The organism is Corynebacterium sp. LK2537, from assembly GCF_040946485.1.
In the GTDB taxonomy this organism is placed as follows: Bacteria; Actinomycetota; Actinomycetes; order Mycobacteriales; family Mycobacteriaceae; genus Corynebacterium.
This window is the reverse complement of record NZ_JAYWLQ010000018.1, coordinates 1-1,307: the sequence shown is the minus strand read 5'-3', so window position 1 is coordinate 1,307 and position 1,307 is coordinate 1. Positions and strand designations below refer to the sequence as shown.

General features: G+C 53.6%; 1 protein-coding gene. It reads left to right on the top strand.

The window, feature by feature from the left end:
- Positions 1-50 precede the first annotated feature (50 nt).
- Positions 51-1,285, top strand: a protein-coding gene (locus VVS03_RS11280; protein ID WP_368520936.1) for an IS3 family transposase whose coding sequence is annotated in 2 segments (ribosomal slippage) — positions 51-339 and positions 339-1,285 — 1,236 coding nt in all. Because the reading frame shifts where the segments join, the coding sequence is not laid out codon by codon here.
- Positions 1,286-1,307 lie beyond the last annotated feature (22 nt).

Here is a 1,307-nt window from a genome sequence, read left to right as displayed (position 1 = left end):
TGAAGTGTCCCAGGTTTTGTTCCGTTTGAGTAGATGGGAAAATCTGGAACATGCCAAGGAAATTTGACCAGGATGCCAAGGACCGTGTGGTCCGTCTTGTGGAAGACCGCATCTTGGCGGAAAATATGTCGATGCAAGCCGCGTGCCAGGTAGTAGCTCCAAAGCTGGGGGTTTCATGGCACACAGCTCGTCAATGGACTCAGCAGGCCCGCCGTGCAGGAAACATCCCAGATCCTGTGCCTGAAGATTTGGCCGCCGAAAACGCTAGGCTACGCCGTGAAATTCAAGAGCTTCGCGACACTAACGAGCTGCTGAAAGCTGCCTCAGCTTTTTTCGCGTCGGAACTCGACCCACAACGTCGGAAATGATCCGGTTCATCGATGAATACCGGAGTAGTTTTTCCGTCGAGTTCATCTGTAAGACGTTGAAAAATAACCGGGCTGGTGGGTTTATCACCTCGCGTGGGTATCGCCAGTCCAAGGCCCGTGGATTAAGTGCTCGTCGCCTTCGCGATGCTGTGCTGGTTGAACGCATTAGTGCTGTTCATCGGGATAATTACGGTGTTTATGGTGTGCGGAAAATGTGGCATGCTCTCCGCCGTGGCGGAATTGATATCGGTCGTGAACAAACTGCTCGGTTGATGCGCCTAGCCGGCGTTTCTGGCAAAGGCAAAGGCAGATCACCTCTCACTACCCGTAAGCCTAATGTGCCTGATCTGCGCCCAGACTTGGTCGAGCGTGAGTTTAAAGCTCAGGGCCCGAATAAACTGTGGGTGGCCGACATTACCTATGTGCGCACGAAGAAAGGCTTTGTGTACGCCGCGTTTGTCACCGACGTTTACTCTCGACGGATCGTTGGGTGGGCGTTATCAGACTCGATGCGGACGGAAGCGTTACCGTTGCAAGCTCTTAACCAGGCGATCGTGTGTGCTGAGGAAACAACAGGGCTCATTCACCATTCGGATCACGGCTCACAGTATGTCAGCGTGGTCTACAACGAGCGACTTGCCCAGCACGGGATTGCCGCTTCCACCGGAACTGTCGGGGATTCTTATGACAATGCTCTGGCTGAGAACGTCAACGGCTCCTACAAGAACGAAATCATCCATACCCGCACATGGAACGACGTGGTCGACGTGGAAATAGCCACGTTCGAGTGGGTCACTTGGTGGAACGAATCACGACTGCACCAGAGCCTCGGCTACCATACGCCGGCTGAGGTGGAAACCGAATTTTGGGAACACCACCCAAGCCACGACATAATAAAACACAAGGCAAATGCCTAGGAACAAAACCCGGGGCACTTCA